Origin of the sequence: Vibrio sp. 10N.222.54.E6 (assembly GCF_041473955.1) — a bacterium.
Lineage (GTDB): Bacteria > Pseudomonadota > Gammaproteobacteria > Enterobacterales > Vibrionaceae > Vibrio > Vibrio tasmaniensis_A.
This window is the reverse complement of the sequence record NZ_JBFRTD010000034.1, coordinates 13,757-39,173: the sequence shown is the minus strand read 5'-3', so window position 1 is coordinate 39,173 and position 25,417 is coordinate 13,757. Positions and strand designations below refer to the sequence as shown.

Below are 25,417 nucleotides of genomic sequence, written 5' to 3'. Positions count from 1 at the left end.
GGGTTCACTTTATGGGCGAGGAATTGCGGTTCTCCATGATTTCCACTCATCTTCGGCTTTAGGATAGAGATAGAAAGACTGATCTTCGTTTGCCACTGGCTGAAGTTCATTGGTCGGTGGCGTTGAGAATGTAATACCACCTCTTAACAAGCTGTCTACCGTTCCAGCTTTGATGTTTGCGCCAGAGAGACCGATAGAGACATCGACACCAGATACGTTCCAGAACACGGTGTTTGCGCGGATCAGATACGCGTAGTCAGGTTCGATTTGAATCGTAGAGATGATTCGGTCAGCAAACTCGCCTAACTGAACATCAATAACACTGCCGATTTCTAGCTCACGGAATAGGATAGGTGTGCCTTCAGATATCGAGCCTCGCGTTTCGCTTTGTAGCTGGAATATCTTGCCTTCAGGCTGTACTGGCCCCTTGCTAAGCTTAAATTTCGTATTTCTGTCACCATTGCCCGGGTCTACGTTGATGTGCTTAGAGAGCAGTGCAGAGACGTTTTTGATGCCATTAAGGCCGATTTCAGGTTCTGCTAACCAGAAGTGACTCTTCGCAACGGCAATCTTGTCTACGTACTCAGGTAAAATACGCGCAGTAATTTCAATACCGCCTTTATTGAAGTTAGGAATCACCAAGGTAACCTCACCGACGGTGACGCCTTGATATTTGATCGCCATGCCTTTGCTGACTTCTTGATCGCCAGAAGAGGTAATCGTAATCGCACGACCAAATTTTCGCGCGGATTTCGAATCTTTATAAAGTTTCCACACATCACCGAGTTTGTTGTCTATTCCCGGAAGAGAGTCAAAAGCAATACCGCCTTGAATAAGCGTTTTAACGGGGGCTGCTTTAATACTGATACCCGATAGCGACGCATCAATCTCAACGCCTGAGCGGTTCCAGAAAACAGTATGTTCATTGAGTAAGTGTGTGTAACGATTTTCGATCGTGACTTTGATTCTCACGCCACCATCGACAAGCTGAAAATCAGAAATGCTACCCACTTGTAGGTTGCGGTAGAGTAGTGGGCTTCCTTTAGAAATTGAAGGTAGCTCGCTCGCAAACAACGAAAGCGTCTTTGAGCCAGACTGATTAAACTTGGCGATTTCTGCTAACGATTTGCTTTGGAAAAGCTGATAGTCAGTTCGTGCTTTCGACTGACCTTCGCTAACAAAGCTTATTGAGCCAGTAAGAAGTTGTTTTGCTGGTGGGACCGTAACACTCAAGCCTGATTCGGTTAGCTCTGCAGTCGCACTGCCTGTCACAAAGAAACGGTTATGGCTTTTGATTAGGTGAGCATATTCGTTATCGACAAGCGCATCCATAAACACTTCGTGCTTATCAGAGCCAGTTCCCACACCATCGACTAAACCCACTTGGATGATAGAGCCAACAGCAATGCCTTTGTAGAGTAACTGTGTACCGACATCCAACCCGAATGAATTGTTTGACGTTAAGCGAATCGCAACGGATTTTTCTTGTTCCTGACTGAACTCATTTTTGCGAATCGCAGTAAATCGACGCGCTTTTTCACCCTCACCTGGAACCAAGGTTAGAAAATTCCCCGTGACTAAGTTGGCAATATTTTTCATTCCAGTAAGTGATAGTTCAGCTTCCTCTAAAACGAATTGACTGCCGCTATTTAAAAAGTCACTGAATGCCGGTTGGATTGCAGCCGATGCAACGACGTTTTCACGCCCTTCGCTTAAAGATAGGTCAGTGATTTGACCGATTTCGATGCCTCGATACATGATCGGAGCGCCCGTTGCACTGATCTTGTTGTCGTCGGGTACGGCTATCTTGATCGAGATACCACGACCGGCTGTTTTCAAATCTGGGTAAAGTTTGAATTTGGTGTTCATCTCTACGGGTTGACCCTCTCCCGGAGAGTCGACCGCAATTGAACCGCCAAGCAGAGCACTGAGGCTTTCTAAGCGTACGTCGACACCAGAAAATCCAATACTGGCACCTAAGCCACTGACATTCCAAAAACGGCTTTGGTCGGTAATGATATGGCTGTATTCATCTTTAATCGCCGCTTGAATCGTCACGGATTTTGCGTTGTCGTTTAGCTGGTAGTTGTAAACTTCACCAATTGGAATTTTACGATAAACGATTTGAGAGCCAACAGATACCCCCCCCAGGTCTTTGGTCGTCAATGAAATATTCAGGCCTTCCGAAGCCAATAAGTCAGAAGGGGATGATTCTAAGGCTTGGAAAACGGTTTCTGGTTCTTGCTTGGTTTCGCTAGGATGGATAGCGATATAGTTACCTGAAACAAGCGCATCTAACCCTGAGATACCAGATAAACTTGCCGTTGGTTTTACGAGCCAGAAACGCGTGCCTTTTGAGAGTAGCTTTTTCGCTTCTGGGTAGATGTCAGCATCGACATAGATGCTCGATAAATCTTTGGACAAGGTAATGTCGCGCACCATACCCACCTCTAAGCCTTGGTAGCGAATTGTCGTTCGACCTGCGACTAAACCTGCGGCATCTGAGAAATATATCTGCACACGTTGTCCTGCATCGTGTATCGATTTCATGACCAACCAACCCGCTAATGCGACGGTTAGTATCGGCAGGATCCACAAAGGGGAAATACCTTTGTTTTTCCTGACTTCTGGTGAATATGACGTTTGTGATTGGTTATCGTTGTTCATTCACTGACTCATCTTTAGAGGTGTAGTTATCCCAAATTAGCCTAGGATCTAAGCTTTCCGCCGCCAGCATCGTGAGAACAACCACGACGCCAAAAGCGACTGCACCATAACCTGGTGTAAAGTTTAAAATTTGTCCACGGTCGACCAAGGTCATCATGATCGAAATAACGAACAGATCCATTACCGACCACTTTCCCACCCATTTCACAATGAAATAGATGGTCATACGTTGTCTATGGTAAACCGCACGCTTCATTTTGATACAAATTAAGATATACGTTAGACCAAGTATTTTCGCGACAGGCACGACGATACTGGCAATAAAAATGATTGCTGCGATGCCATACATGTCGCTATTAATTAGCGAAGCGACACCGGAGATGATGGTGTCTTCTAGTCTTTGCCCGTTTGTTATCACGATAGAAATTGGAATGACGTTGGCCGGCACGATAGCCACTGAGGCGGCAAAAAGTAGAGCCCATGTCTTTTGTACAGAGTAGGGTTTGCGATGATATAAGTCATGGTGACAACGCACGCAAGTGTGCCCATCAGGCTGAGACAGGTGACAGTTATGACAGTGTACGTTCTTACTTTGATCGAAAGAGTAGTCAGACTCTTGAGCCCAAGCTTCCCAGTAGCGGCGCACACTGATTCGGCTTACCAGTAACACACTGAAAAGTTGCAGTAGAATCAGACCAACTAAACCAGGGCCGACGAAAATATCTGAGTAATCTTGTAATTTGAAGCACGAGATTGCCACGCTCACCAGAAACACATCCAACATCATCCAGTGCTTAAGTGTCTGAATGATAGCTAATGCATAACGAAATGGTGTGAAAATCTTAAAGCGCAATGATAAATGGGTGATGAGTACCGAGGTACAAACAAGTAACGGGGCGATCGAACTGCAGAATAAGATCAACAAGCCAAGTAGAGGGAAGCCTTCACCCATTAAAGTAAATACGCCAGATGGTAACGTCGCAGGTATCATGACACCAATCAGGCGAATACTGATGAATTCAAAAAAGTGTGAGGGGATGAACAGCAATAAGCAGGTAATAGCGATTGCAAGGTTTCCAGACAGGCTAGGGGTGCCACCTCTATAAAGCTGAGTACCGCATCTTGGGCAGTAAGCGGATTTCCCCAAAGGTATGTCCATTTTATCAACGGGAAGTTCGCAGCCCTGACAAAGACGTACAGAGCTACTATCGCACTGGTGCCGAGTCGATAACTGCTGCTTAGTTGATAAAGAGTTGGTTACGGATGGGGAGGTCACGCGACCTCCCAAGTTGAAACACTAATCAGACTTTTAACCTGATTTAAATGCCTAGAACAACACTGATTTAAATCTCTAGAACAATAAACATCAGGCGTGCGATTGCACACTGCCGTAGAGTGTTTGATATAATCCTTGTTGTTCAACCAATTCACCATGTGTTCCTGTCTGTGTAACTTGCCCATCTTCTAAAACATAGATTAGATCGGCCTGTTTCACCGCTGATAATCGATGAGCCACTATCAAAGTTGTGCGATCTTTCAAAAACTCGCTCAGCGCTTTATGCAGTGCTGACTCTGTTGCTGTATCGAGTGCTGATGTCGCTTCATCTAGAATAACAAACTTAGGATTGCTCAGCACCATTCGGGCTATCGCTAAGCGTTGTCGTTGCCCGCCAGACAGTCGAACGCCATTCCTACCAATTTGTGTATCTAAGCCATTACTCAGTTGCTTGATGACATCTTGCATTTGAGAGACTTCAAGTGCACGCCACAACGACATTTCATCGTATTCAGCACCAAGCGTCAGATTATGCCTTAATGTATCGTTAAAAAGTATAGGTTGTTGTAAAACAACGGCAATTTGACTGCGTATTACATCGAAGCTGATGTCGTCGGTGGTTTCGCCGTTATAACGAATGCATCCAGAATCCGCTTGATAAACACCAATCAGTAACTGGATTAACGTAGATTTACCACCACCACTCGCACCCACCAAAGCGACTTTCTTACCTGCTGGAATGTGCAGCGACAGCCTATTTAAAACAGTGTTTTCTAATGTGTAAGAGAATGTAACGTCTTCAATGTCGACTGTCACTTCTTGATCTTCATTAAATGGGTTCACTTTACTGATAGGGCGCTTCTCTTCTTCTAACTGAAGAAGGTCGTTGATGCGCTGAAGTGCTGCTTTTGCGCTATACCAAGAGAATTGAATCCCTAACAACTCTTGTACCGGGCCTAACATAAACCACAAGTAACCAAATACCGCGAAAATCTGACCAATCGTTAAGTCACTGAATAACACCATTAGCATCGCGACGGCACGGAAAAGCTCGAAACCTAATAAGAACAGCAGAAACGAAACACGGCCAGCAGCTTCTGATTGCCAAGCGTATTTGTCTGCATCGACTCTCACTTGGTTTGCTTGAACCTTAAGTTCATCGAGAAAGATACGTTCCTTGTTTGCCGCACGCAGTTGGTAAATACCGTCTAAGGTTTCCACTAAACGGTTTTGAAAGCGCTCGAAAGATTGGTTCTCATACTTTTTAAGGTGTTTAACTCTGCTACCTAGTTTACGGGAGAAATAAATCACAACAGGATTGACCAGTAAAATGAACAGTCCTAAACGCCACTCTAACCATAGCAACACGATAGCGGTACCGAAAACGGTTAAGAAGCTAATTATGAACTTAGATAGAGTCGAACCAATGAACTTATCTATTGTCTCTATGTCTGTTATCAGGTGAGCATTAATACCGCCACTGCCTTTGGTCTCGTATTGTCTAATACTAATGCGGCCAAGCTTATCTATCATCTTACTGCGCATTTGATAGGTAATTGTTTTTGAGACAAGCGTGAATTGACGCCCTTGTAGAATGTTCAACGCTTGGCTAACAGTACGCATGATTATGACTAACAGCAAAGTCAGTGCAATATAGCCAGTTGGTGTCTGCAACGATGTTGGAAGTAGATGGTTCATCATCTCTAAGCCAGAAGCCGGCTTATCAAGTAATACTTCATCAACCATTAATGGCATGAGCAACGGGATAGGGACACTAATGAGAGTTGCAAGTATGGCAATAATGTTAGCAAACAGTAATTTGGACTTGTGTTTTTTTACTTGAGTTATTAACCAAGAACGGCTAATAGTGTCTTCTGAATTGGTCATTGTAATGAGAATAAGTCCTATTTAGTTTGATGGCCGCATTTTACTGCGTTCTCTTGATAATGGAAGTCTCAATTTAATTGGAAGTTAATATGAAAATAGAACATTACCAACGCTTAACCAAACAAGCCGTTGCATTAATTGAATCAGAACCCGATCTAACTGCTAATCTAGCTAATATCAGCTCATTATTATTCATGGAGTTGGATGAATTAAATTGGGCAGGCTTCTATTTAATGAAGCAGGACCAATCTAAGGAAAAAGACGAACTTGTGCTTGGCCCATTCCAAGGTCAACCAGCTTGTGTTCGAATTCCGGTAGGGCGTGGTGTGTGTGGAACTGCGGTCGCGACGAATACAGTTCAGCGCATTCATGATGTTCATGAATTCGAAGGACACATCGCTTGTGACGCTGCAAGTAACTCAGAAATCGTTATACCATTTTCGATTGACGGGAAAATTGCGGGCGTTCTTGATATCGATAGCCCAAATGTTGGCCGTTTTTCTCAAATTGACGAGGACGGATTAACATTTTTCATGGCAGAAGTGGAAAAGCTGCTTAATTCGCACGCGAACAAGGCATAAATTATTCTCTTACTGTGGTTTTTCCCAAGCATCTCTCTATAATACGTAAAAATATTTTCTTAATGTTCGCGGAAAACCGCAAAAACCAGGAACCCACATGGAAAACACTGAAAAGTTAAAAAACAGCAAAGAAGTTATCGCATATGTTGCTGAATGTTTCCCTAAATGCTTTACTCTAGAAGGTGAAGCGAAACCACTTAAAATTGGTATTTTTCAAGATCTTGCTGAACGTCTAAATGAAGACGAAAAAGTAAGTAAGACTCAGCTTCGTGCAGCGTTAAGACAGTACACATCATCATGGCGTTACCTGCACGGCGTAAAAGCTGGCGCAGAACGTGTTGACCTAGACGGCAACGTATGTGGCACACTAGAAGAAGAGCACGTTGAGCACGCTAAAGCGACACTTGCAGAAAGCAAAGCGAAAGTTCAGGCTCGTCGTAAAGAACAAGCACAGAAAGCTCGTGACGAAGGCAAAGCGAAAGCTAAAGCGAAAAAAGCTCAACAGCCTCGTCGTCAAGCGCCTAAAGCACCGAAAGTAGAAAAGCCTGTAGAAACACGCGCTTTGAACGCCGATGAATTTATCACTGGTAAAGAAGTAAATGTGAACATGGGTACGGGAAACATGGCTGCGACCATTGTTGAAATCAATAAGGAAGATGTGCGTGTTCAGTTAGCAAACGGCCTACAAATGGTTGTTAAAGCGGAGCACTTGCGCGCTTAAAGGAGATACTCCTACGCATGAAATGCCGTTCAAAATTGACACTGATTGCTGCTAGCTTTTTGCTAGCAGCTTCAGCTCAGGCTCTTGAAGCCAAATTAAATCAGGACGATTTACCTCTACTCGCTCCTGAGGTTCAACACGAAACTGCTAGTAAACGTGTTACTTCTCGATTTACTCGTTCCCACTATAAACACTTCAATCTCAACGATGATTTCTCCCAAGCTATCTTTAATCGTTATTTAGAGATGTTGGATTATAACCGTAATATCTTCACTCAAGCTGATATTGACTCTTTCGCTACTTCATCTAAACAAATTGATGACCAACTGAAAGCCGGTAATAACCAAATTGCATTCGATGTTTATAATTTGTCCATGCAGAAGCGTTTTGAACGTTTCCAATATGCGCTGTCTTTACTAGATACTGAGATTAAGTTTGATACTGATGAAAGTATTGAGCTCAATCGTAGCGAAGCGGAATGGCCAAAAGATATCGCTGAAGTGAATGAGCTTTGGAGGAAGCGTGTTAAATACGACGCGTTGAATCTAAAACTTACAGGTAAAGAGTGGCCAGAGATTCAAGAAGTTTTGGAAAAGCGTTACAACAATGCGATGAAGCGTATTACGCAATCGCACAACGAAGATGCTTTCCAGATCTACATGAACGCATTCGCGCGAGAAGTTGACCCTCATACCAGTTACCTTTCTCCAAGAAATGCAGAGCAATTCCAGTCTGAGATGAATCTATCTCTAGAAGGCATTGGTGCTGTACTTCAAATGACAGACGACTACACCGTTATCCGATCTCTCGTTGCTGGTGGCCCTGCGTCAAACAGCAAACAATTGAGTGATGGTGACCGTATTGTTGGTGTCGGCCAAGATGGCGAAGATATTGTTGATGTTATCGGCTGGCGTTTAGACGATGTAGTGCAATTAATTAAAGGACCGAAAGGGACTAAAGTTAAGCTACAGATCTTGCCAGATGGTAAAGATGCAAAAAGTCACGTTGTCACAATTGTACGCGATAAGATTCGCTTAGAAGACCGCGCTGTTAAATCAGAAGTTATCGAGAAAGATGGCAAGAAGATTGGCGTACTAGAAGTACCAAGCTTCTATGTTGGCCTTTCTAAAGACACTGATAAACTGATCACCGAACTTAAAGAGCAAGGTGTCGAAGGTATCATTGTTGATCTGCGAAACAACGGTGGTGGTGCACTAACGGAAGCAACCGAACTCTCTGGTTTGTTTATCAAAGAGGGGCCCGTTGTTCAAGTTCGTGATAGCTACGGTCGTGTAAAAGTGAACAGTGATACTGATGGCGAAATTAGTTACCAAGGTCCATTAACGGTATTGGTGAATCGCTACAGTGCTTCAGCATCTGAAATCTTTGCAGCAGCGATGCAAGATTATGGTCGTGCAATCATCCTTGGTGAAAACTCTTTCGGTAAAGGAACGGTGCAACAACACCGCTCTTTGAATCATATTTATGATTTGTTCGATAAAGAGTTAGGCTACGTTCAATACACCATCCAGAAATTCTACCGAATCAATGGCGGAAGTACGCAAAACAAAGGTGTAGTGCCTGATATTGCTTACCCAACGGCAATTGATCCAGCAGATACTGGTGAAAGTGTTGAAGATAATGCTCTGCCTTGGGACAGCATAGAGAAAGCTAACTATTCAGTGTTACAGCGTAACGATGAGCAAGTTGCTGCTTTAACCGCTCAACACCAAGCTCGTATTGCGACAGACATGGAGTTTGGCTTTATCGCGCAAGATATTGAAAAATATAAGGCTGATAAAGATGATAACGACCTTTCTCTGAACGAAAAAGTACGTCAACAAGAGAGTGATGATGGGGATGTGCTTCGTCTAGAGCGTATCAATCAACGTCAAAAAGCCGCTAAGTTAGAGGCATTTAAAACGTTGGATGATATCCCTAAAGATTACGAAGTCCCAGATGCTTATCTTGATGAGTCTGTCGCTATCATGCTGGATATGATAAAAAAATAGACGCTAACGTGCCTTGTTAAAGGTGGGATTTTTAAAAAAGCGAGCTTAGGCTCGCTTTTTTTCTATCTGCGATTTGACAAAAATCGAGGCCATTTCTCGTCTATTAATGCTTGAGTATATTCTTAATAACGCATTTTTAAAGGGTGTTTTTGCGAGTGATCATGTCGCGTAGCACTTCGTATTTAAAATTCAGTTACTTCGCATTTAAAATTTAGTGACTTAGATCAAATTTTTTCGCTTTCTATTCATTACGTGCCTAAGCTTAAAGAAAACGAGGGGGCGCGTATGAAATGGATTCTACTATTTTTATCTTGTTTAAGTTTTGTTGCTTTTGGGAGTGAGGTCGCTTCAAGCGAGCAGCAATCAAAAAGTGACAGCAATCTATCTCATTTTGACCTTCCTTTACTGCTTGGTGATTGGTATTTGATGAACCCAGATCCTGAACAAGGTACTGAAAATTTTAGAGCGATAAAGCTAACCCTTGATTCAAATTATTCATTCTCCATTGATATTCAAAAGAAAGACTACAGTGTCGACCATTGGGAAGGCTTGTATAACGCCAATGAAGATACCATTATTTTGGGTTTAAACACCTCTGAACCTCAAGTTTACGCCTATAGCAGTAACCATAATATGTTGAACCTCAACGGTGTTATGTTCACCAAGGCTTTACCAAATGCATTGGCGGGAATATGGTCAAGCGCCGAATTGTCCGGAAGCGACTTGCGCGCGAGTAATATTCAAAAAATGGATTTAGTGCTTCAACCTGACTTTGTATTTATGTTCAGAGTGTCCGATGAAGTGGGGAGTGAAGTTGTTCGTCGAGGGGTGTATTACACAGAAGGCGATCAATTGGTGCTTCTGTATGAAAATGGCGAGCATGGTACTCGTTACACATTAAACAGCGACGTCTTGACGCTTCAAGGTGAAGAAGGCGACATGTTTGCAGTACTCAATCGTATTCGATAATGATGAGTTGGATGCGCAAAGTCAGGCTTGTTGATAATATGGATCATAGTTCATTTATTAGCCGTTCCTTCCTGATTTGGTTGATAAAATAGCAAAACATGGAGGCGTTTTACTACAATGCCTCCTTTTTTCAATATTCCCCTTGTGTTCTTGGCGCTCAACCTTTAGATATATACAGTTAAAATACAATTACGTATAACGATCAAAAGGAACCCGTCATGGCACATACACCTCAAGCCAAGTATCGTAAAGATTATCAATCACCATCTCACACTATTTCTCAAATCGATCTTACTTTCGATTTGTACGATTCAGCGTCCATCATTACGGCGGTGTCTAGTGTTAAGCAAGAGAAAGATAGTTCGACCTTAGTACTTGATGGTGAAGGTTTGACGTTGGTTTCTGTTTTAGTTGAGGGTCAAGAGTGGACGCAATTCGAGCAATCTGAAACTCAACTGACACTGAGCGGACTACCGAAAGATTTCACACTCACGATCGTGACGAAAGTAAATCCTGAAGGGAATAGTGCACTTGAAGGTTTGTATAAGTCGGGTGGCGCATTCTGTACTCAGTGTGAAGCTGAAGGTTTCCGTCGTATTACTTACTACATGGACCGCCCTGATGTATTGGCAAAATTCACCACAACGGTAATCGCAGACAAAGCAGAAAATCCATTCTTACTTAGTAATGGTAACCGTATAGATGAAGGTGATGCTGAAAATGGTCGTCACTGGGTTAAGTGGCAAGACCCACATCCAAAACCTGCTTACTTGTTTGCTCTTGTTGCCGGTGACTTTGATGTACTTCGTGACGCTTACACCACACAATCAGGCCGCAAAGTTGACCTAGAAATCTTTGTCGACAAAGGCAATCTAGACCGCGCAAACCACGCGATGGTTTCTTTGATTAACTCAATGAAGTGGGACGAAGAGCGTTTCAATCTTGAGTATGACTTAGACATCTACATGATCGTAGCTGTTGATTTCTTCAACATGGGCGCGATGGAAAACAAAGGTCTGAACGTATTTAACTCTAAGTTTGTTTTAGCGAACGACCAAACAGCAACCGACACCGACTACCTAGGCATCGAAGCGGTAATCGGTCATGAATATTTCCATAACTGGACCGGTAACCGAGTGACATGTCGCGATTGGTTCCAACTAAGCTTGAAAGAAGGCTTAACCGTATTCCGTGACCAAGAGTTCTCATCTGATCTTGGTTCTCGCGCAGTAAACCGAATCAACAATGTTCGTATTATTCGCGGGCCACAATTCGCTGAAGATGCAAGTCCAATGTCTCACCCAATTCGCCCTGAAAAAGTGATAGAAATGAACAACTTCTACACATTGACTGTATACGAAAAGGGCAGTGAAGTGATCCGAATGATCCACACATTGTTGGGTGAGGAAGGTTTCCAAAAAGGCATGAAGCTTTACTTTGAACGTCACGATGGTACCGCTGCAACTTGCGAAGATTTCGTTGCTGCAATGGAAGATGCGTCGGGCGTTGACCTGTCTCAGTTCCGTTTATGGTACAGCCAATCTGGTACGCCGACGCTTTCTGTTGAAAGTCACTACGACGCAGACAAAAAAGAGTACACGTTAACAACTCGCCAAGTAACGGCTCCAACGCATGAGCAAACGGAAAAGCAAGCTCTGCATATTCCTCTAGACATCGAGCTATACACCGCGTCGGGTGAAGTGATTGGGTTACAATGTAACGGCCAGCCAGTTCACAATGTACTTGATGTGAAAGAAGCGGTACAAACGTTCGTGTTTGAAAACGTTTCAGAGCAACCGATCCCATCGCTACTGCGTGAATTTTCTGCGCCAGTGAAACTGGAGTACGACTATTCGGATGAAGAGCTGATCTTCCTGATGGTGAATGCTCGCAATGAATTTTCGCGTTGGGATGCGGGTCAAATGCTGCTAGCGAAATACATCCGTAGCAACGTAGATAACGTTCAACAAGGTCAAAAGTTTGAACTTTCTGCTTCTGTTGTTGATGCATTCCGCGGGGTACTGCTTAGTGATTCACTAGAACCTGCGTTTATTGCAGAAATGCTTTCTCTACCGAGCCATAACGAAGTGTCGGGTTGGTATGAGCGCGTTGATATTGATGCGGTCGCATCTGTTCTTAACTCAATGAAAGTAACACTAGCTGCAGAACTTGAAGACGAGTTAGCGGCGGTTTATCACAGCCATGCACTAACAGAATACACGATCGATCACGATTCGATTGGTAAGCGTACTCTACGTAAAGTTTGTCTAAGTTACTTAGCGCATACTGAAAAGGGTAATGACTTGGTTGTTGCTATGTACCAACAAGCAAACAACATGACAGATACAATGGCTGCAATGGGCGCGGCGAACAGTGCGCAACTACCATGTCGTGAAACCTTGATGGCGGATTACAGCGACAAGTGGAAACACGATGGTCTTGTCATGGATAAGTGGTTTGCATTGCAAGGTTCAAACCCAAGTTCTAATGCACTTGAAGTGATTAAAGCGTCGATGTCGCACCAAGCGTTCAGCTTGAAGAACCCGAACCGTACTCGTAACTTGGTAGGTTCGTTCTTAAACATGAACCCGGTTCAATTCCACGCCAAGTCAGGACAAGGTTATGCGTTTGCGGGCGAGATCCTACGTGAACTGAACAGCAGCAACCCGCAAGTGGCTTCACGTTTGATTGACCCGCTACTTAAGTTCCGTAAGTACGATGATGAACGCCAAGCTCTAATCAAAAAAGAACTTGAGACGCTGAAGAACATGGACAACCTTGCAAAAGACTTATTCGAGAAAGTGGCAAAAGCACTAGAGGCTTAAGTCAGCCGCTTATTCAGGTAACCGTTCGATCATAAGCGGTTTGCTAATAAACAGTTTACTAGTAACGAAAAGTCATCAGTGGTAGAGAATATCTGCCACTGATTTTTTGTTTCTAGCTTATCGAATTTTCGATAAGCTAGAGCAGTTTCATTTTCAGACATCGTTAAGTGCCAAAAATCACCGGCACTGTATATGTATACAGGTATCGTATGAATCGCTATATTTTCCAACTTAACATCTCATATCAGCAGTTTTTGGCTAGCTACTCGGGTGCCGCAAGTAAAGTTCAAGTGATAACAACAACAGGGTTACGCTTACAGCTACCTGCAACTCGCTTCAGACCATTTCTTACACAAATAGGGGTTAGAGGACAGTTTAGGTTAACAACTGACCAAAAAAATAAGTTTATTAAGTTGGAAGCTCTGTAAAGCTTGGCGTGCCTAGTGAGTTAAAGGGAATCTTAATCACATAATCAAACATTTCACCTCTTACCACCTCTAAAACAATTAACTATTTATCAATAATGCTTTTACAATAAATGAATGCATTACCTTTGCTTAACTCGTTAGTAGAACTGGCCTTGAAGGCTTGATTCAAACGCTAGCTTAAGTAAGCCCCCTAATAATAAAATAAAATTCTAATTGTGGAGTGTGACTATGACCGCACGTGAAACTGTGGTTCCAGTTTTACTTGAAAAAGTTTACAAACTGATTCAAGACAAACTTGACCTTGCTCATCGACCTCTCGTAACTCAACTTGCTCAACACTTGTTTAGTAATGTTTCTCACGACGATCTAACTCAGAGAAACGAATCCGATTTATATGGTGCTGTAGTTAGCTTATGGCATCACATCAATGAAAAGAAAGCTGACCAAATCTCTGTTCGTGTTTTTAACCCGACAGTAAGTCGTCAAGGTTGGCAATCTACTCACACTATCGTAGAGATAGTCGTACCAGATAGCCCATTCCTTGTAGACTCTGTAAAAATGGCGCTGACTCGCCTAGACCTTTCTTCTCACCTTATGCTTCACAATCCAACACAAATCTCTCGCACTGATAAGGGCAGTGTTGTCGGCGTGAGCAATAACGAAGGTGCATTCCAATCGCTTTTCCATATCGAAGTAGACCGTCTTAGCAGCAAAGCTGAAATGACAGCGCTCAAAACGGAACTACTGGATATCTTTACCGATACTGGTTTAGTCGTGAACGATTGGCTGAAGATGGTTGAAAAACTTGAGGAAGTAACGAATCAAGTTGAAAAGCAAAAAGAAAGTATTCCTGTAGACGGCCAACGTTTTGATGAGACGTTGGCGTTTCTTCGTTGGTTAGGCGAGCACAACTTTACGTTTATGGGCTACAAGGAATATGACCTTGTTTCTGTAAATGGCGACACAGAACTACAACCGACCAAGGAGCAAGGCCTTGGTTTGTTTGCGAATTCAGATCGTGTGCGTAACGTTAAGCTGTCTGAGTTTTCTGACTCGGCACGCTTAGAAGCGAAAAAACCGTATGTACTTATCGTAACCAAGGGCAACACGGCTTCACGCATTCACCGCCCAGCTTACAATGATTACATTGGTATTAAGAAGTTCGATAAGAACGGTAAGGTCATTGGTGAACACCGCTTTACTGGTCTTTACACCTCTGCCGTTTATAACCAAACCGTTGAAACTATTCCTCTTGTTCGCGAGAAAGTAGAGCGTATCTTAGACGCGAGTGGTTACCGTGAAGGTTCATACTCTTACAAAGCTCTGCACAACATTCTAGAAAACTACCCGCGAGATGAACTGCTTCAAGCTCGTGAAGAAGAATTGCTAGAAGTCGGTACTGGCGTAGTTCAAATGCAAGATCGCGATCTTCTGCGTTTGTTTGTTCGCAAAGACCCGTTTGGCCGTTTCTTTAGCTGCATGGTTTACGTTACCAAAGATCGTTACAACACCGAACTTCGTCGTCAAACCCAACGCATCTTGAAGCAGTATTTCGGTTGCGAAGAAGAGGTCGAATTCACGACATACTTCTCTGAAAGCCCACTGGCGAGAACGCACTATATTGTTCGTGTTGATAACAACAACATGGATGTGGACGTGAAAACAATTGAGCAAAATTTAATGGAAGTATCGTCTACGTGGGATGACCGCCTGTCTGAATCAATCGTTGCTAACTTCGGTGAGAGCAAAGGTCTTCCGTTATCGAAAGAGTACATGCGTGCATTCCCACGTTCGTACAAAGAAGACATGATGCCTGGTTCTGCGGTTGCAGATATCGAGCGTTTAGAAGCACTAAGTGAAGACAACAAACTGGGCATGCTTTTCTACCGCCCTCAAGAAGAAGCGGCAGACTCTAAAGCTGTTCGTTTGAAGCTGTTCTACCACAGTGATGAGCCGATTCACCTGTCTGATGTTATGCCAATGCTTGAAAATTTTGGCCTGCGCGTTATTGGTGAATCACCTTATGAAGTACGCAAGACCAATGGGGTGACTTATTGGATCCTTGATTTCTCGATGCTGCATAAGAGTGACAAGACGATTGATCTTCGTGAAGCGCGCGATCTATTCCAACAAGCCTTTGCTGCGATTTGGGAAGGTGAATTAGACAGCGATGGTTTTAACCGCTTGGTATTGGGTGCGGGTCTTTCTGGCCGTGAAATCTCAATCTTACGTGCGTATGCGCGTTACATGCGCCAAGTGGGTTTCCCATTCAGCCAACAATACATTGAAGACACATTGTCTCATTACCCAGATCTAGCGAAAGGGTTAGTGAGCTTATTCGGCAAGCGTTTTGATCCTAAATTAAAGGGCAGCGCGAAAGGCCAACAAGATCTTATTAAGAAGATCACTGAACAGTTGGATCATGTAGAAAGCTTGGATGATGATCGTATCATTCGTCGTTACATGGAAATGATCACAGCAACGCTTCGTACTAACTACTACCAGTTAGACGACAACAAACAGTCTAAACCTTGGTTGGCTCTGAAAATGAGACCAAGCGAGATCCCAGATATCCCAGCGCCAGTTCCTGCGTTTGAGATCTTCGTTTACGCACCAGACATTGAAGGTGTGCATCTACGTGGCGGTAAAGTCGCTCGTGGTGGTTTACGTTGGTCAGACCGTCAAGAGGATTTCCGTACTGAGATTCTAGGCCTAGTTAAAGCACAGCAAGTTAAGAACACAGTAATTGTACCGGTTGGTGCAAAAGGTGGTTTCGTTTGTAAGCGTCAGCATACTATGTCTGGCCGAGACGAGATCTTTGCTGAAGGTCAACGTTGTTACAAGCGCTTCATCCGTGCACTACTAGACGTATCAGACAACATCATTGAAGGTGAGGTTATTCCACCTAAGAGTGTTGTTCGTCACGATGAAGATGACCCGTATTTGGTTGTTGCCGCCGATAAAGGTACCGCAACGTTCTCAGATCTAGCAAACTCAGTATCTGCTGAATACAATTTCTGGTTAGGCGATGCATTTGCCTCTGGTGGCTCTAACGGTTATGACCATAAAGCCATGGGTATCACTGCGAAAGGTGGCTGGGAATCTGTTAAACGTCACTTCCGTGAAATGGGCATCAACTGTCAAACAACGGACTTCACCGCTATCGGTGTAGGTGATATGGCGGGCGATGTGTTTGGTAATGGCATGCTGTTGTCTAAGCATATTCGTATGCAAGCTGCGTTTAACCACATGCATATTTTCATCGACCCGAATCCAGAATCAGCATCAAGCTGGGTAGAGCGTGAGCGCTTGTTTAATCTTCCTCGTTCAAGCTGGGAAGATTACAACAAAGACCTTATCTCTCAAGGTGGTGGCATCTTCTCTCGTCGAGCGAAGTCTATCTCTCTGACGCCTGAAATTCAGAAAATGCTAGGTACTAAGAAAGCATCAATGGCACCAAATGACTTGATCAAAGCGATCTTGTCTATGCAGGTTGATCTTCTTTGGAATGGCGGTATCGGTACATACGTTAAGTCTTCGAACGAGACTCATACTGACGTAGGTGACCGTGCAAATGACGTCCTTCGTATCGATGGCCGTGACCTGAAAGCTAAGGTTGTTGGTGAAGGCGGTAACTTGGGTATGACTCAATTGGGTCGTATTGAATATGCGCTGACGGGTGGCCGCGTTAATACTGACTTCGTTGATAACGTTGGTGGTGTTGACTGTTCGGATAATGAAGTAAACATTAAGATATTCTTGAATGGTTTGGTGTCTAATGGTGATCTAACCGTTAAGCAACGTAACCAAGTGCTTGAATCAATGGAAGATGAAGTGGGCGAAATCGTACTAGACGACGCATATTGCCAAGCTGAGTCTATTTCGGTTACTGAGCATCAAGGTGTTGGCTTAGTCAAAGAGCAAATCCGCTTTATTCATACAATGGAAAAAGCAGGGTACTTGGATCGTGGTTTGGAATACATCCCTGATGACGAAACACTGCTTGAGCGTGAAAAGCAGGGCCAAGGCCTAACAAGACCAGAGCTTTCTGTACTTGTTGCTTACGGTAAAATGGTGCTTAAAGAAGATCTTGTTAGTGATGATATCGCTAATGATGAATTCCATGCTCAACAGCTTATGCAATACTTCCCAACAGCGTTACGTCGTAACTACTCTCAGCACATGGATAATCATCCACTACGTTCTGAAATCATTGCGACGGCACTGGCTAACCAAATGGTTAACGAGATGGGTTGTAACTTCGTTACTCGTCTGCAAGAAGAGACGGGCGCAAATATTGTTGATATTGCCAATGCTTACGCGGCAACACGTGAAATCTATGGTCTTGGCAAAGTTCTGAAGAGCATCCGTGAACTGGACAATGTTTCAAGTTCTGAAGCTCAATATGAATTGATCTACCATGTTCGTCGTACACTTCGTCGTTTGGCTCGTTGGTTGCTAAGAAACCGTACCGGAAAACAGTCAGTGAAAGCATTGATTGAACTTTACCAAGGCGATGTTCTTACTATCACAGAGAAACTGGATGAAAACCTAGTGGCTTCTGAAGTAGAAGAGCATAACGCAATGGCACAGTTATGGATTGACCAAGGCGTAACCCCTGAGTTGGCTAATTCAGTTGCGCGTTTGTCTAGCTTGTACTCGGCACTGGATATATCCACAGTAGCTCGTGAGACGGGTAAAACAGTACAACAAGCGTCGAAGCTTTACTTCAACCTTGGCGACCGTTTGTCTCTGCACTGGTTCTTGAAGCAAATCAATGGTCAAGCTGTAGATAACAACTGGCAAGCGCTGGCACGTGCAGCATTCAGAGAAGATCTGGATTGGCAGCAACGTCAGCTAACTGGCCAAGTGCTTAACTGCGGTTGTGCTTCAGACATCGATGTGATTAAAGCGCTTGATGATTGGATGGAAAGTAACTCTGTTTCTCTACATCGTTGGGAAAGTATCCTCAATGAATTCAAAGTAGGTTCGGTTCATGAGTTTGCCAAGTTCTCAGTAGCACTTCGTGAGTTGATGTTATTGAATCTAAACTGCATGTCGACAGATTAGTGATTAGATAAAACGAAAGACACAAGGGCAGGCCATAAGGTCTGCCTTTTTCGTTTCTATAAAGTGGCATCAATCGATCTGACGATTTTTGACGGACCCACTTCTTTTGACGGACCCACTTCGTGGACACCTTGCTTGTTGTTAAAAGAGTGGGTGGCTGTAATATGGTAGAGACTAGAAATGAGTAAACTGACTGCTGAAACGATAACGTTTGCTTAATAAAGAACCTCATTCGCTAACAAACTCGATTATCTTACCCTTACAGACAGTAATAGATTGAATAGTTGAGTAAATAAGTAAATAATATCGCCCCGTTTACACGGGGCTTTTTTCTATCGGAGGCACAATGCTCTACCGTCTAGCCAGAACTGGCTTTTTCCAACTTGATGCCGAAAAGGCACATGATCTTGCAATTCAAAATTTCAAACGCTTCACAGGCACTCCTATTGATCTTTTGTATCGCCAACAATTACCTAATCGACCTGTAGAATGCATGGGTCTTACTTTTAAAAACCCAGTTGGCCTAGCGGCTGGCCTAGATAAAAACGGCGAATGTATTGATGCATTTGGCGCAATGGGTTTTGGTTTCGTTGAAGTAGGAACGGTAACTCCTCGTCCACAAGCCGGTAATGACAAACCACGTCTGTTCCGTCTTGTTGAAGCTGAAGGTATCATCAACCGCATGGGGTTCAATAACCTAGGCGTCGACAATCTTATTGAGAACGTTAAGAAGTCGAACTATGACGGCATCTTAGGTATCAACATCGGTAAGAACAAAGACACACCAATTGAAAAGGGCGCTGAAGATTACTTGATCTGTATGGAGAAGGTATATCAATACGCTGGTTACATTGCTGTGAATATCTCTTCACCAAATACTCCAGGACTTCGTTCTCTACAATACGGCGAAGCTCTAGACGATCTATTGTCTGAACTTAAAACAAAACAATCTGAACTAGAAGAGAAGCATGGTAAATATGTTCCTCTTGCTCTTAAGATTGCTCCGGATCTAAGTGATGACGAAATTAGCCAAATTTGTGAATCATTGATCAAAAATAAGATCGATGGTGTGATCGCAACAAACACAACATTGGATCGTTCAATCGTTGAAGGCATGAAACATTGCGATGAAGCGGGTGGCCTAAGTGGACGTCCGGTTCAATCTCGCAGTACTGAAGTGGTTCGTAAACTTCACGAAGAACTTGGTGACGCATTGCCGATCATTGGAGTAGGTGGCGTTGACTCTTACGTTGCTGCAAAAGAGAAAATGATGGCAGGCGCGAAGCTTGTACAAGTTTACTCTGGTTTCATCTACAAAGGCCCAGGTCTTGTAGGCGACATCGTTAAAAATTTATAGTCCCCGAAAACCAGAGCTTTTATAAACCCAGAGCTTTTAAAAACAGAGTTATCAAAAAGATTTGGTTTTTTTTAGGAAAGCTATAATTTGGCATCGTCTTGCTAAAAGAGACACTGTAACTCACTGAGTTGTAGACAGAAGCGATAAGAAAGAGGAATTCATTTCCTCTTTTTTTTTGCCTATTGCTCAGTAAAATTACTGTAATTGAAGGTAATTTTGCGTTTTACCTAATGGAATGGTTCAACAGTGTGAGACGAAATGATGCTTAAACCTAGCGATACATGGAGTTGGTATTACGATGAGCAGCAATGTTCATTAATGCTAAACCTCGGAGAGGATATGATTTTCAAAACGAATCTGGTCCGCAATAAGCTGGTGGACTGCGCGTTTAGAGATAATGAATTCACCGTTGATGACGCATCTTCATACCAAACCTTCAAAGAACAAATTTCTGGCTTAGAACTGTCTGAGCCTCGCCAAGCTGAACTCGCACTATATTGTGTGGCAGCAAAGCGCTTCCACAAGCCTGTACAGCCTAAAAGCTGGTTCTTCGATTCACAAGGCGCTGGCCACGAATCTCCTCAAGAAGGGGATATCGTACAAATGAATAACGAGCATAGCCTAGGTTACTTCATTGTATTGGAAGTGGGAGAGTGTGCGAGCCTATGTGCATTTGTCGACTTAGAGGAGTTTCTGCTCACACCTTCAAAAGGGTTAAGCTATGGAGACTCGATTAAAGTGATGCACGATAGGATGGTAGACGCGAACTCTATTCTTCATTTTCACCACACACATATTGCAATGGTCGGTTAATTCCCCAGTTTAGTTCATCATTTCTAACACACATTGCAACGCATAAACCTATCAAACCTTCCTTAGAATCGGCTCAATAGCCGATTTTTTTGTGCCTAAAAAACCTCATCCAGATAAATACATCACCGCTTAACTATTTAATTAGTGAACTTGTGACTGTTTTTTCATCTTAATTTCTGCCTATTTTCATCGGCAGAAGTGTAAATTACCTCCCTTTATTCCCTGTTTTTGTGCTTTTGTAGCTAACTTTCAGTCCTAAATTGACTCTGGTATATACCAATTTTAAGGTGAATATAAATTCACACCGCCGCATTGGCCGATGTTTGGTCATAAATTGTGCTGATTTGATAAGTCTTATGTTCTAAGGGGATGTGGGTAAGCGATCGCTTCATGACTGTGTGTTTGCTAGCCAGTTAGTCGAAAGATTCAATGAAAAGACAAGTTTAGTGTGATGCTCTAATAACAAATTCAGGTATAATCGAGCTAATTTTTATCAATAAAAGAACACTATGAATCAATATCTAGCGGTTACCTCAAACGGCCTTGAGAATTTATTAGTTGAAGAACTAACCCAACTAGGGATTACAAATGCAAAACCTGTTCAAGCAGGTGTTAAATTCAAAGCGACCAATGAGCAAATTTATCGTTGTTGTTTATGGAGTCGTTTGGCTTCTAGATTTGTACGTGTCCTTTCTGAATTCACTTGTATGGACGACATGGATTTGTACCTATCAACCACCGCGGTTAACTGGGTAAATCAATTCCATAGCTCTAAGCGTTTTGTTGTTGACTTTAACGGTACAAACAACGAAATCCGTAATAGCCAATACGGTGCGATGAAAGTAAAAGATGCCGTTGTTGATAGCTTTGAGAAAAAGTCTTTGCCTCGTCCGTCTATCAGCAAAGAAAATCCAGATATTCGTATTCACGTTCGTCTACATCGTGATAAAGCGATTCTTGGTGTTGATATGGTAGGTAGCGGTCTTCACCAACGTGGTTATCGTCCAGAATCAGGCCGCGCACCATTGCGTGAAACCCTTGCTGCAGCGATTCTTCTTCGTAGTGGCTGGGACGCAACTAAGCCTTTCCTAGACCCAATGTGTGGTTCAGGTACGTTAGTGATTGAAGCGGCAATGATGGCTGCGAACATGGCTCCAGGTGTTAAGCGCCAGAAGTGGTGTTTTGAATCACTAGAAGATTTTGAACCAGAACTGTGGGCTGAAGTGAAAGCTGAAGCGAACGTTCAAGGTCGTCGTGGCGTTAAGAAAGTAGAGTGTAAGTTCTATGGCTACGACAATGACGAGCGCATGATCAAAACAGCGCGTGACAATGCTCGTCGTGCTGGTGTTGAAGAGCTGATTGAATTCGAAGTAGGCGATGCTGCAAAGCTTAAGCGTCCTACCGAGTTTACTGATGGTGTGATTGTTTCAAACCCACCTTATGGTGAGCGTCTTGGCACAGAGCCGGGTTTGATTGCACTTTACACGGCATTCGGTGCACAACTTAAAGCGGAATTTGGCGGTTGTAACGCGTCTATCTTCTCTAGTTCTGACGAACTGCTTAGCTGCTTACGTATGCGTGCAGACAAACAGTTCAAATTGAACAATGGTGCGTTACCGTGTCACCAAAAGAACTACTCAATTTCGGACCGTCCGATGTCAGAGCGTCCAACGGGTGAACAAGAGCAACTTATTGCTCCAGACTTCGCAAACCGTCTTAAAAAGAACATCGGTAAAATTGGCAAGTGGGCTAAGAAAGAGCAATTAGATTGTTACCGTATCTACGATGCGGACTTACCAGAATACAATGTAGCGATTGATGTATACCCAGGTCACCTAGTGATTCAAGAATACGCAGCACCTAAAGATGTACCGGAAGAGAAAGCAAAACGTCGCTTAACCGATATCATCCGTGCTTCTATTCAAGTCACTGGCGTTGAAGCAAACAACGTGGTTCTTAAGGTTCGTCAGAAGCAGAAAGGCCGATCTCAATATCAAAAAATGGCTCAAGACTCCTCTAACCTAGAAGTGAACGAATACGGCGTTAAGCTGATTGTTAATCTTCATGACTACTTAGATACGGGCTTGTTCTTAGATCATAAGATCACTCGTCGTCGTATCGGCGAAATGGCTGCAGGTAAAGATTTCCTTAACTTATTTGCTTACACAGGCAGTGCATCTGTTCATGCTGCTGTGGGTGGCGCACGCTCTACAACAACCGTTGATATGTCTAATACCTACCTTGAGTGGGCAAAACAGAACATGGAGCTTAACGGCCGTGTTGGTCGTCAACATCAGTTTGTTCAAGCTGACTGCTTACAGTGGTTGGTTAAAGAGCAGGGTTCTTACGACCTGATCTTCATTGATCCCCCAACGTTCTCAAACTCTAAGCGTATGGATCAATCTTTTGATGTTCAGCGTGATCACATTCAATTGATGGAAAACCTTAAGCGTCTTCTTCGTGAAGAAGGCACGATTGTGTTCTCTAACAACAAGCGTCACTTCAAAATGGATGTAGAAGGCCTAGAAGAGTTAGGTCTCAAAGCTCAGAACATCTCAGCTAAAACGCTTCCATTGGACTTCTCTCGTAACAAGCACATTCATAACTGCTGGTTGATTACACATAAGTAATTAAGAGATTGTATAAGGATATAGCGTGCTGACTCTCTACAGTACAGAAGGGTGCCATCTATGTGAGATGGCATTCAAACTCACGGAACAGTTAAACATTAGCCATCACGTCAACGTTGTCGACATTGCATTTGATGATGAGCTCTTTTCCCGTTACGGGGTCACTATTCCGGTGCTCAAATTTGAAAGCTCTGACTTTTCTCAAAGCTCAGAGCTTAACTGGCCATTTGGCTTGTTAGAACTTAATGATTGGTTAAAAAAGAATGGCATTACTTACAATTCATAACGGGCAATTAGCGTTTGGCGATCACCCGTTATTAGATCGTGCGGACTTTGCGCTGCAAGAAAACGAACGTGTGTGTTTAGTAGGGCGCAATGGCGCGGGTAAGTCTACGTTGATGAAAATCCTGTCAGGGAACATCATCATGGACGACGGCAAGATGCAAATCACACAAGATGTGGTTGTGTCTCGCCTTGAGCAAGATCCACCGCGTAACGAAGAAGGCACCGTTTATGATTACGTTGCTGGTGGCCTAGCGGAAATCGGCGAACAGCTGAAGATCTATCATGATCTTTTGGATCTCATTGGTACTGATCCTAGCGAAAAGAACTTAAATCGTCTTACTCGTGTGCAAGAGCAGTTGGATCATGCCAACGCATGGCGCTTCGAAGATCGCGTAAGTAACGTAATGGCGGCGCTTAAACTCACTGCCGAAACAAAACTGACGGATTTGTCTGGTGGTTGGCAACGTAAAGCGGCGCTTGCTCGTGCGCTTGTATGTGACCCAGACGTGCTTCTACTCGACGAACCGACTAACCACCTAGATGTTGCGACAATCGAATGGTTAGAAGGCTTCCTGAAAGACTTCCGTGGTTCAATCATCTTTATCTCGCATGACCGTGCTTTCATCAAATCGATGGCAACCCGCATTGTTGACCTTGATCGCGGCAAGCTGAGCTCGTTCCCTGGCGATTACGAAAACTACTTGCTAGAGAAAGAAGAAGCGTTACGTGTCGAAGAGATGCAGAACGCTGAATTCGATAAAAAGCTTGCTCAAGAAGAAGTGTGGATTCGTCAGGGCATTAAAGCTCGTCGAACGCGTAACGAAGGCCGTGTACGTGCACTTAAGAAGTTGCGTGAAGAGCGCATCAATCGTCGTGAAGTGCAGGGTAAAGCGGTTATTCAGATCGATGATGGTCAACGTTCAGGCAAGATTGTATTCGAAGCAGAGAATCTTAACTTTGGCTTTGAAGGCAAAGAGATTGTTAAAGATTTCAGCTTCAATATTATGCGTGGTGATCGTATTGCTCTGATCGGCCCTAATGGCTGTGGTAAGAGTACCGTACTTAAACTGCTTCTTGATCAGCTGAAGCCTGATTCTGGCCGTCTGCATTGTGGTACTAAACTTGAAGTGGCTTACTTCGACCAATACCGCGAAATCCTAGACCCTGAGAAGTCAGTAATTGACAATCTAGCGGATGGTAAGCAAGAAGTGACAGTAGGCGGCCGTGAGCGCCATGCACTGAGCTACCTACAAGATTTCTTGTTCTCTCCTAAACGTGCTCGCACTCCGGTGAAAGCACTGTCTGGTGGTGAGAAAAACCGTCTGTTATTAGCTCGTATTTTCCTTAAGTCGAATAACTTATTGATTCTCGATGAGCCAACCAACGATCTAGATATCGAAACTTTGGAACTTTTAGAAGATTTACTTGCCAACTATCAGGGTACGCTTCTTTTAGTGAGCCACGATCGACAGTTTGTTGATAACACGGTTATGACAAGTTGGATTTTTGAAGGCAACGGCGTTGTTGAAGAATTTGTTGGTGGTTACCACGATGCTCAGCAACAAAGAAAGCAGGCTATAGAGTACCGACAGGTTGAAAAGCCATCAAAGCCAGAGAAAGTAGTTGAGGAAACTCCCAAAACTGCGCCAGTTAAGGCTAAAGCTAAGAAGTTATCGTATAAGCTACAACGAGAACTAGAAGCGCTACCTTTGCGTTTGGAAGAATTGGAAACTCAAATTGAAACTCTTCAGGAAGAAGTCAACGATCCTAGCTTCTTTTCAAAATCTGTAGAGCAGACACAACCAGTATTAGATAAGCTATCTGCAGCAGAGCAGGAGCTTGAAGTTGCTTTTGAGCGCTGGGAAGAGCTCGAGGCACTACAACAGGAAAGTTAAG

15 protein-coding genes are annotated in these 25,417 nt (G+C 43.5%); 12 read left to right on the top strand and 3 right to left on the bottom strand.

What is annotated here, in order from left to right:
• Positions 1-9: 9 nt before the first annotated feature.
• The 3 genes from AB4513_RS19190 to AB4513_RS19180 form a co-directional block, all read right to left on the bottom strand.
• Complete coding sequence (locus AB4513_RS19190; protein ID WP_102257894.1) at positions 10-2,667, bottom strand: MlaD family protein; 2,658 nt, start codon at positions 2,665-2,667, stop codon at positions 10-12.
• Entirely contained in the window at positions 2,654-3,955 is a 1,302-nt protein-coding gene (locus AB4513_RS19185; RefSeq protein ID WP_102257893.1) for a paraquat-inducible protein A, read from the bottom strand. Before AB4513_RS19185 ends, AB4513_RS19190 begins: the two co-directional genes overlap by 14 nt.
• Positions 3,956-4,033: 78 nt before the next feature.
• On the bottom strand, positions 4,034-5,830 hold the full coding sequence (locus tag AB4513_RS19180; protein ID WP_065678351.1) for an ABC transporter ATP-binding protein: 1,797 nt from the start codon (positions 5,828-5,830) through the stop codon (positions 4,034-4,036).
• An 89-nt stretch (positions 5,831-5,919) separates the two neighbouring features.
• Here AB4513_RS19180 and AB4513_RS19175 point away from each other — a divergent pair, with 89 nt between their 5' ends.
• From AB4513_RS19175 to AB4513_RS19120, 12 genes are all read left to right on the top strand, one after another.
• Entirely contained in the window at positions 5,920-6,411 is a 492-nt protein-coding gene (locus tag AB4513_RS19175) for a GAF domain-containing protein (RefSeq protein WP_009846653.1), read from the top strand.
• Positions 6,412-6,508: 97 nt separating this feature from the next.
• Positions 6,509-7,132, top strand: coding sequence for an RNA chaperone ProQ (proQ, locus tag AB4513_RS19170; protein ID WP_009846654.1), 624 nt, complete (start codon positions 6,509-6,511; stop codon positions 7,130-7,132).
• 17 nt (positions 7,133-7,149) lie between these two features.
• Positions 7,150-9,144, top strand: coding sequence for a carboxy terminal-processing peptidase (gene prc, locus AB4513_RS19165; protein WP_102257892.1), 1,995 nt, complete (start codon positions 7,150-7,152; stop codon positions 9,142-9,144).
• Positions 9,145-9,429: 285 nt separating this feature from the next.
• Complete coding sequence (locus AB4513_RS19160; protein WP_012603881.1) at positions 9,430-10,113, top strand: hypothetical protein; 684 nt, start codon at positions 9,430-9,432, stop codon at positions 10,111-10,113.
• Between the two features lie 218 nt (positions 10,114-10,331).
• A complete protein-coding gene (pepN, locus tag AB4513_RS19155) occupies positions 10,332-12,938 on the top strand; it encodes an aminopeptidase N (RefSeq protein WP_102257891.1) in 2,607 nt (868 codons plus the stop codon).
• Positions 12,939-13,147: 209 nt separating this feature from the next.
• Positions 13,148-13,366 (top strand): DUF2835 domain-containing protein, encoded by a 219-nt coding sequence (locus tag AB4513_RS19150; RefSeq protein WP_004733645.1) that lies wholly within the window; start codon positions 13,148-13,150, stop codon positions 13,364-13,366.
• A 228-nt stretch (positions 13,367-13,594) separates the two neighbouring features.
• Positions 13,595-18,436, top strand: coding sequence for an NAD-glutamate dehydrogenase (locus AB4513_RS19145; RefSeq protein WP_102257890.1), 4,842 nt, complete (start codon positions 13,595-13,597; stop codon positions 18,434-18,436).
• Between the two features lie 346 nt (positions 18,437-18,782).
• Positions 18,783-19,793, top strand: coding sequence for a quinone-dependent dihydroorotate dehydrogenase (gene pyrD / locus AB4513_RS19140; protein ID WP_009846660.1), 1,011 nt, complete (start codon positions 18,783-18,785; stop codon positions 19,791-19,793).
• 258 nt (positions 19,794-20,051) lie between these two features.
• The gene (locus AB4513_RS19135) at positions 20,052-20,606 is read left to right on the top strand and encodes a cell division protein ZapC (protein ID WP_102257889.1); all 555 of its coding nucleotides are present in this window, start codon (positions 20,052-20,054) and stop codon (positions 20,604-20,606) included.
• A 509-nt stretch (positions 20,607-21,115) separates the two neighbouring features.
• Positions 21,116-23,236, top strand: coding sequence for a bifunctional 23S rRNA (guanine(2069)-N(7))-methyltransferase RlmK/23S rRNA (guanine(2445)-N(2))-methyltransferase RlmL (gene rlmKL / locus AB4513_RS19130; RefSeq protein WP_017103925.1), 2,121 nt, complete (start codon positions 21,116-21,118; stop codon positions 23,234-23,236).
• 25 nt (positions 23,237-23,261) lie between these two features.
• Positions 23,262-23,522: a glutaredoxin family protein gene (locus AB4513_RS19125; protein WP_012603885.1), complete on the top strand. Its 261-nt coding sequence runs from the start codon at positions 23,262-23,264 to the stop codon at positions 23,520-23,522.
• Positions 23,500-25,416, top strand: coding sequence for an ABC transporter ATP-binding protein (locus AB4513_RS19120; protein ID WP_009846664.1), 1,917 nt, complete (start codon positions 23,500-23,502; stop codon positions 25,414-25,416). The genes AB4513_RS19125 and AB4513_RS19120 overlap by 23 nt, the downstream gene beginning before the upstream one ends.
• Position 25,417 lies beyond the last annotated feature (1 nt).

What these genes read in the sequence shown, in the direction of transcription:
- AB4513_RS19190 (WP_102257894.1), bottom strand. Translation starts at nt 2,667, where the DNA reads ATGAACAACGATAACCAATCACAAACGTCATATTCACCAGAAGTCAGG.
- AB4513_RS19180 (WP_065678351.1), bottom strand. Translation starts at nt 5,830, where the DNA reads ATGACCAATTCAGAAGACACTATTAGCCGTTCTTGGTTAATAACTCAA.
- AB4513_RS19175 (WP_009846653.1), top strand. Translation starts at nt 5,920, where the DNA reads ATGAAAATAGAACATTACCAACGCTTAACCAAACAAGCCGTTGCATTA.
- proQ (WP_009846654.1), top strand. Translation starts at nt 6,509, where the DNA reads ATGGAAAACACTGAAAAGTTAAAAAACAGCAAAGAAGTTATCGCATAT.
- prc (WP_102257892.1), top strand. Translation starts at nt 7,150, where the DNA reads ATGAAATGCCGTTCAAAATTGACACTGATTGCTGCTAGCTTTTTGCTA.
- AB4513_RS19160 (WP_012603881.1), top strand. Translation starts at nt 9,430, where the DNA reads ATGAAATGGATTCTACTATTTTTATCTTGTTTAAGTTTTGTTGCTTTT.
- pepN (WP_102257891.1), top strand. Translation starts at nt 10,332, where the DNA reads ATGGCACATACACCTCAAGCCAAGTATCGTAAAGATTATCAATCACCA.
- AB4513_RS19150 (WP_004733645.1), top strand. Translation starts at nt 13,148, where the DNA reads ATGAATCGCTATATTTTCCAACTTAACATCTCATATCAGCAGTTTTTG.
- AB4513_RS19145 (WP_102257890.1), top strand. Translation starts at nt 13,595, where the DNA reads ATGACCGCACGTGAAACTGTGGTTCCAGTTTTACTTGAAAAAGTTTAC.
- pyrD (WP_009846660.1), top strand. Translation starts at nt 18,783, where the DNA reads ATGCTCTACCGTCTAGCCAGAACTGGCTTTTTCCAACTTGATGCCGAA.
- AB4513_RS19135 (WP_102257889.1), top strand. Translation starts at nt 20,052, where the DNA reads ATGATGCTTAAACCTAGCGATACATGGAGTTGGTATTACGATGAGCAG.
- rlmKL (WP_017103925.1), top strand. Translation starts at nt 21,116, where the DNA reads ATGAATCAATATCTAGCGGTTACCTCAAACGGCCTTGAGAATTTATTA.
- AB4513_RS19120 (WP_009846664.1), top strand. Translation starts at nt 23,500, where the DNA reads ATGGCATTACTTACAATTCATAACGGGCAATTAGCGTTTGGCGATCAC.